8 protein-coding genes are annotated in these 7,273 nt (G+C 69.0%); 5 read left to right on the top strand and 3 right to left on the bottom strand.

What is annotated here, in order from left to right:
* Nucleotides 1-105: 105 nt before the first annotated feature.
* The gene (locus ABZ471_RS47020) at nt 106-519 is read left to right on the top strand and encodes a hypothetical protein (RefSeq protein ID WP_359075298.1); all 414 of its coding nucleotides are present in this window, start codon (nt 106-108) and stop codon (nt 517-519) included.
* A 413-nt stretch (nt 520-932) separates the two neighbouring features.
* Here the strand turns inward: ABZ471_RS47020 and ABZ471_RS47015 are convergent, their stop codons facing one another.
* From ABZ471_RS47015 to ABZ471_RS47005, 3 genes are all read right to left on the bottom strand, one after another.
* Complete coding sequence (locus ABZ471_RS47015) at nt 933-1,124, bottom strand: hypothetical protein (RefSeq protein ID WP_359075297.1); 192 nt, start codon at nt 1,122-1,124, stop codon at nt 933-935.
* A gap of 478 nt (nt 1,125-1,602) precedes the next feature.
* On the bottom strand, nt 1,603-2,238 hold the full coding sequence (locus ABZ471_RS47010; protein ID WP_359075296.1) for a hypothetical protein: 636 nt from the start codon (nt 2,236-2,238) through the stop codon (nt 1,603-1,605).
* Between the two features lie 218 nt (nt 2,239-2,456).
* Nucleotides 2,457-3,608 carry a hypothetical protein gene (locus ABZ471_RS47005; RefSeq protein ID WP_359075295.1) on the bottom strand — a complete coding sequence of 384 codons (1,152 nt, stop codon included), beginning with the start codon at nt 3,606-3,608 and terminating at the stop codon, nt 2,457-2,459.
* Between ABZ471_RS47005 and ABZ471_RS47000 the strand changes: the two genes are divergently transcribed.
* From ABZ471_RS47000 to ABZ471_RS46985, 4 genes are all read left to right on the top strand, one after another.
* Nucleotides 3,609-3,965, top strand: coding sequence for a transposase (locus ABZ471_RS47000; RefSeq protein WP_359075294.1), 357 nt, complete (start codon nt 3,609-3,611; stop codon nt 3,963-3,965).
* A gap of 515 nt (nt 3,966-4,480) precedes the next feature.
* Nucleotides 4,481-5,557, top strand: coding sequence for a glycosyltransferase family 2 protein (locus ABZ471_RS46995; protein ID WP_359075293.1), 1,077 nt, complete (start codon nt 4,481-4,483; stop codon nt 5,555-5,557).
* A gap of 93 nt (nt 5,558-5,650) precedes the next feature.
* Entirely contained in the window at nt 5,651-5,920 is a 270-nt protein-coding gene (locus tag ABZ471_RS46990; protein ID WP_359075292.1) for a hypothetical protein, read from the top strand.
* A 180-nt stretch (nt 5,921-6,100) separates the two neighbouring features.
* On the top strand, nt 6,101-7,273 hold a 1,173-nt coding region (locus ABZ471_RS46985; protein WP_359075291.1), incomplete at its 3' end, for an NHL repeat-containing protein.

Below are 7,273 nucleotides of genomic sequence, written 5' to 3'. Positions count from 1 at the left end.
GGCGGCAACACCGCCTCCAGGCGCACCCACTGTTCGTCTGTCAGATCTCCACGAGCCATCCGAAGATCGTTCCACAATGAAGATCAACATCTCAAGCACGCCTTAGTGCAGAGAAGGTACAAGATCCGCCGCCGGGACACCACCGAGGGCATCGTCGGCGCCGTCACTGGCACCCTGCACCTCCCTCAGACCCTGCTGCTCGGCCGCTACGACCAGAACGGGGAGCTGCGGCTCATCGCCCGCAGCACTCCGCTGCACCCCGAAGCTGCCCGGCGCTTCACCGGCCAGCTGGCCCCGGCCCAGCCGGGCCATCCCTGCGAAGGCGTACGGTTCACGACTTCCTGGGGATCACGGACACCGCTCGACGTCATCCTCGTCCAGCCCCAGCTGGTGGCGGAGATCGACGTGGACACCGCCCAGGACCGGGGAGCCTGGCGGCACCCGGCGCGGTTCGTACGGCTCCGCGAGGACATGCCCCCCACGGACGTCGCCGCGTTAGCTATGCCGGCTGCCGGCTGACCTCGGCGAGCCGGCAGAACATGGGCCACGGCGGCCTCGGGTGCGCTGTAGGCCGGTAGGCCGGTACCCGACCGGGTGTGGGACCCGTAGGCGTGTCAGCCCCTTGCCGCGCGCGTGAAAACGACCTGGCTGGGACGCACCCCAGCAGCAGGGCAGCGGCAGCCGCCGCAGGGCCGATGCCCTGCGGCAGAGTGCAAATCTGAAAGCCGGCGAGGCATCCGCGCCCACAGCGCAAGCCGCGGGTGCGGACCCTGGAAGAAGCACAGTGTCACCGCCGTCGCGGTACCACGGCGTCGGTGATGCTCCACCGATTCCGTTCGCAGGCGCATCGCCCAGGGAACTGAGGGTCGCCGGACCCACTCTGTCCGCGCCCCATAGCCTCCTGGATGGCCTAGGCCAGGCCTAGCGGTGGCCTAGCGGTCCTTCTCGTCCAGTGTCTCGTTCAAGTGGTCCGTGACCTTCTTCACCAGGCGCAGACCTTCGGGAGCGAACAGGTTGGCCCTGTTGAGGTGGAAGCCGTTAGAGGAAGTGCCCCTGCCCGTATAGCCGGCCACCGCGTTCAGCGCTTCCTTGACGTTGTCCTCTGTAAGTCTCGGCCCGGTCACGGTGTCCTCCTGGAGGTCTTGGTGCGGCAGCTACATCACCATCAGGGATAGCCGAGCTCGCAGGGAACCGCCCACGCGGCGCGCGCCCTAGCGTCCGAACGAGCGATCGACGATGCACTCATCCGGGCCGGAGACGGTTAGTGGGCGAGCTGTGCCCGGTGGAGCTGTCGCGTGCCGCTTGATCGCCCGGCCCGTACTGGGCCGGCACCTCCACCTGGGGAACCTGGTGTCGGAGGGTCGGCGGAGGGGAGGACCCGGCGGCCCTTCCTGTCCTGTCAGTGCGCGGCGGCCAGGCCGTCCTCGTACTTGTGCGTTCTGCGCGCCTCGGCGAAACGCCGCACAGGCCGTCTGGGGCTTCCGTGAGACGGCCTGTGCGGCGAGCCGTCCCAGCGATCACCGGAGCATCCCACCGGCTTCCCCCCGGGGAGCAGGCGCGGTCGGAGCCGCCTCCGGTCTCGGAGACGGCGGCAGGTGCTCGTCACTGCCGAGGGCCGCCAGGCGGATCTGGTGCGCGTTCCGGCCCGCAGCTCGTGCCGCGATCTGCGCTGCCGCCAGCTCGCCGAGCTGTCCCGCCCCGGCCTGCCGGGCTTCCTCCCGCGCGGCCGCCGCCTCGGCGAGCACCCGGGCCCCGCGCGTCGTTGCACTCCCGCGGGGCGGCCGCCAGGGCGGCGATGTCGCGCTCCATCCCGGACATGAACCCCGGGCAGGCCGCGCCCTCGGTGCCCCGGTCCTGCTCGCATGACGGGCACACCACGGCGCGGGCAGCGCGCCGGGCAGCCGCGTCCGCCGCCTCCTTCGCCGGCTTCCGCGCGGTGGCGTGGTCGGCCTTGTGGTCCTTGCCGCGCTCGATGCACAGCACGCACGCCTCGCCGCTCTCCAGCACGGTGCCGTCCTCGCACCCCTCATCGGGGCACTCGCCGTGCCGTAGCATGGCCACCGCCGCGCCCACCGGACGGTCCAGCCGGCCCGCCTCGAACTTCGCCGCGTACCGGTGCGTCGTCCAGCACCGCAGCACCCGGTCGACCAGCTGCCCGGCGGTCCGGCCCTTGAGGGCCTTCGTCACCAGCGTCTTGGGCGGCTCGGTGTGCGCGGTCTCCCGCATCGCCTCGCGCAATGCGCAACTCCGGGCGGAACGCGGCGTGCACCGTCAGCACCTCCGCCGCCAGCGGCACCCCGCCGCCGACCCCGTTCCTGGACGGCTTGGGCGCCGGGGCTTGGGCGCCGCGCCCTCCCCGGCCGGGGCCGAGCCTGCGCCGGAACCGCCGCCGTCTTCTTGGCGGCCTCCGGCCACCCACCGATCAGCCGCGTGAACAACGCTGCGGGTCAATACACCTAGGCGGTGACGACCGTGACGTCGCTGGATGCCTCGATGATGACTGGGCTGCCCACCTCGAAGAGCACGGGGTACACCCCCGGTACGGCCTCCGGGGCGACTTCCAATGCAGCGAAGATCACGGCCCAGGTGCCGGGGGCGAGCTCGAACGGCACGTTCGGCAGGGTGATGGTGCGTTGGTCCGGGCTTCGCTTGCCGGGGACGATGTGTTCGGCGGGCTCGTCCACTTGGCGAATGAAGGCAGCGGAGTCCTCCAGGAAGCGCAGTCCGGGCGGGACGGTGATGGTGACGGGTTCGGCACCCAGAGTGTGGTTGTCAGCATTGGCCAGCCGGACCGCCGGGTAGAGCCACTGGGCGCCGGGCCGGGTGGTGACGGGGCGATGCTGGCCGATGATGGCATCAATTGGCTGAGAGGCCTGTCGGACTTTGAGGTTCCTGATGCGGTGCGAGGCCCACGAGTCCGCTGTCCCGGCGGATAGACCCAGCTTGAGTGTTGAGGGCATCCGGGCCTGACCAGCAGCCGATTTGAGATCGAACTTGTCGAGCATCACTGCCCCGCGAGCGTCTGCGGCGCTGGAACAGCGCACACTCAACACGCCATTGACAATCGTCACTTCCACGTGGTTCTTCGCATCCCAACCGCCACGGAACCCACCAGGCACCCTGTTGCTGGTAAGCAGCTTGTGATCAGTGCTCGTCGCACCGCGCACCGCCAGAATATTGGGTTGAGGCCCGACACCTGACGATCCGCCGGCGCCGACCTGAGCGGACGCAAACCCTCCGAAGTTGTCGAAACCGATTCCTGCGTATCCGTGTTTGACTCCGACGTATCCGAGGTTTGCGCCGGCGCGTCCGACGTCGGTCGTCTGTGCACCGTCGATCAGAAAGACCGAGAACCCGTCACCTTGACCCAGTGGGCCCTGTTCTCCGTCAACTGCGTAATCGAATTCGACGGAGACCCCCCGCTCCGAGTTGAACGGAACGTCGAGCAGTGCCGCTCCCGCCTTGTGGCCCTCCGCCGAAGTCAATTGCAAGCACCCCTCGATCAGTTGAGCGCTTCCGAGGAGCTTCCAATTCGGATTCGTGGGCTCCCGCGCGATAAATGGTTCGATGACGGAAAACGAGTCGGCTTCAGTCAACTGCGTTGTCATGTGAGGCTCCTAGCTAGGTACTGTAACGTCACGGTTCGCTGCCGTTTACTCATCCGACGCAGGGACTTCTCCGGCCAATCGATAACTGGCCCGCTTTACCTCATTTCGAGATCAACACGAAATCCGAACCAACGCAACCGCAAGCGTCGATATGCGGTACAGACGGTGACGTCAATGCGTGCCTGCAAACCTTTCGGCCTGCGCAGATCCCGCTACCGCGGACTCGTCAAGACCACCCTCCAGCACCAGCTCACGGGCGCCGCGATCAACCTCATCCGTGTCAACGCCTGGCTCACCGTTGCGGCCCCCACCGTGCCGCGCTTCAGGCGACGCTTACGTTCGGCATCGAGGCAGTGAGGACAGCGTGCGAAGCCCGGAGGACCCGCGGACGAAGGCCGACGTCTTCGGACCGTACGGAAGGCGATCGGGTACTCGGTCCTCCTATTCAGCATGCTGCGTCGGCGTAAACACTGCCTTGGTCAGGGCTGACCCGAATGGGGGGCGCGTACTGCCGGGGGGAGTGCGCCGGAGCGGGAAACTCGCCCCGCTCGTGCTTCGGCAGCCCCCGCCCCAGCCGGGTGAGGAGTCCTGGCGTACGCCTGCGCCTGGTGGAAGGGCTGCATATGCCGGATGGAATTCCGTCCGGCAGTTCGCTGGATACCACCCACCTAGTGCATAGGGCCGGCATGGCTGCGGCCCGGGAGCCGAGGGACGGCCTGTGCGTGACGGCCCCCGCCCGTCGGGCCCTTGTCCCTGTACACCGCGCCCTCTGAAGGCCCGGTCCCTTCTGTAGGCACAGACCTTCGTGCGCTCGGTGATGCGTGCGCGCGGTCAGGAGCACGGTTATGCGAAGACGCACGCATCATGCCCGCGTGCGGCCATCTGCCGGCAGCACGGCGGTGCGCCGTATCGTCGCGCTGATCCCCGCGCACAACGAGGCCAGCCGCATCGGCGCGGCCATCGCGGCCCTGCGGGCGCAGAGCCGGCAGCCGGAACGAATTGTCGTGGTGGCCGACAACTGCACCGACGCCACCGCGGACAACGCCCGGCGGGCCGGGGCGACGGTGGTGGAGTCCGCGGGCAACCGCCACAAGAAGGCCGGGGCGCTCAACCAGGCTCTGGACCAGGTTCTGCACGGGCTGGCCGGCGACGACCTCATCCTGGTCCAGGACGCCGACACCACCCTGGTCCCATCGTTCGTGGCCAGCGCCGTCGAGGCGATAGGTTCGGATGTGGGGGCGGTCGGCGGGATCTTCTACGGCGAGATGGGCGGCGGACTGCTCGGCGTCCTGCAGCGGATCGAGTTCCAGCGCTACGCGAGGGAGATCGCCCGGCGCGGCTACCGGGCCGATGTGCTCACCGGGACCGCGACCGTGTTCCGGGTCTCCACCCTGCGGCAGATCCGGCAGGCACGCCTGGACGGTCTCATCGGTGGCGGAACGTCGTACTATTCCCTGGCCTCGCTCACCGAGGACGACGAGATCACCAAGGCCGTGCGCACCATCGGCTACCGCACCGTCTCGCCCGCCGGCTGCCGGGTGGTCACCGAAGTGATGGCCACCGTGCCCAAGCTGTGGCATCAGCGGATGCGCTGGCAGCGCGGGGCCCTGGAGAACCTGCGGGACTACGGCTGGACCAGAGTCACCGCCCCGTACTTCGTGCGCCAGGCGCTCATGGGGTTGTCGGTGCTGGCCCTGGCGCTGTATCTCGTCTTCACCGCCTGGATGCTGGCCCGCGGTCGCCCGGAGTTCTCGCCGTTCTGGGCCGCCGTCGGCCTGGTCTTCGTCGCGGAGAAGGTCGTCACCGCCCGCGGCACGGGCCTGAAGTCCCAGCTGCTCGCCGGCACCCTCGCCATCGAACTGGTCTACGACCTGTTCCAGCACGCGGTCTACGTCCGCTCCCTGTGGGACATGGCCCGGCGGCGCGAGGAGCGCTGGTGCGCGACCTGAGGAGACCCGCGCTGCCCAAGACGCCATCACAGATAGCCGCCCCAGCGATGGCGGCGTGTGGGGACAACAGGCGGGAGAGGAGGCGGGAGATCCGTGTACGCAGGCGTGCCACTGGCCAGTGCCCTGGGAGCCGGCGGGGCGTCCACGCTCGCCTGTCGGCGCCGCTCAGGCTTCGACACCCTCGCCACCGTGGTGGCCGCCACGACCCTGCTCATGGCCGGGGTGTCCGTGTGCAAGCTGCTGCCCCGGCGCCGCACAGACGCAGTCCTTGCCGACCGGCCGCTCCACATCGCGCTGGACCGGCTGGCTCTGCGGCTGCCGGGAGAGCGGACCGCGACCGACGCCTGGGTGAAGGTCCCCTGACTGCTGCGCCCCTGGGACGGTGCCGCGCCGAGCGCCACGGCGGTCGCCTCCCGCGCATTGCCGACCCCTTCACACTCCGCGCGTCGGGCACAGCCCGAGCGCGGTTGTAACAGCCCGGGGCCCGCCTTCACGGGAACACCGGCCGGCGCCGCGCCCCGCACCACAACAGGAGGAACAACGATGACAACCAGCAGAGCCGTCGCCACAGCAGCCTTCCCCGACGGGACAATCATCACAGCGGCAGGAAACGGCGAAGCGGGATTCGTCGTGGACGGCGGCCCGGCTGTCGGCACCAAGCTCTACAACCCTTATGGCGTGGCGATGGACGGGGCGGGGAACCTCTACATCGCCGAAGTCAGCAACCACCGGGTGCGCAAGGTGACACCCAACGGGATCATCACCACCGTCGCAGGCAACGGCCAGAACGGATTCGTTTCCGACGGCGGCCCCGCCGTCGCCACCAAACTCAACAGCCCGTATTCCGTGGCAGTGGACGGGGCGGGGAACCTCTACATCGCGGACTACGGCAACCACCGGGTGCGCAAGGTGACACCCAACGGGATCATCACCACCGTCGCCGGCAACGGCCAGAACGGATTCGTTTCCGACGGAGGCCCCGCCGTCGCCACCAAGCTCAACTACCCGCTCGGAGTGGCGGTGGACAGGGAGGGGAACCTCTACATCGCCGACCAGTCCAACCACCGGGTGCGCAAGGTGACACCCAACGGGATCATCACCACCGTCGCAGGCAATGGCCAGGCCGGATTCGTTTCCGACGGAGGCCCCGCCGTCGCCACCAAACTCCACTATCCCTGGGGGGTGGCGGTGGACCAGGACGGGAACCTCTACATCGGCGACCGCTACAACCACCGGGTGCGCAAGGTGACACCCAACGGCATCATCACCACCGTCGCCGGCAACGGCCAGGCCGGGTACGTCGCCGACGGAGGACCCGCCGTCGCCACGTCTTTGAACTACCCCGCGGCCGTGGCCGTGGACGGGGCGGGGAACCTCTACATCGGCGACGGCAACAACCACCGGGTGCGCAAGGTGACAACCAACGGCATCATCACCACCGTCGCCGGCAATGGCGTCGCCGGGTACGTCACCGACGGAGGCCCGGCGGTGGGCGAACGGCTCTACTACCCCTACGGAGTGGCCGTTGCACCCTCCGGCGACCTGTACATCGGTGACGGTTCGAACCAGCGCGTGCGGAAGGTGTTCGCGGCGGTGACCGTGACGCCGCCGCCACCGCCCATCTCGGACCTGTACGGCGAGGTCGTCCTCCCGGTCATGGTCCCCCGTCGCCAGGAGTTCGACCTGGGCGCCCGTGTCCACAACCGCGGCCCCGCC

This window comes from Streptomyces sp. NPDC005728, assembly GCF_040630895.1.
In the GTDB taxonomy this organism is placed as follows: domain Bacteria; phylum Actinomycetota; class Actinomycetes; order Streptomycetales; family Streptomycetaceae; genus Streptomyces.
This window is presented reverse-complemented; position numbering and strand designations above follow the sequence as displayed.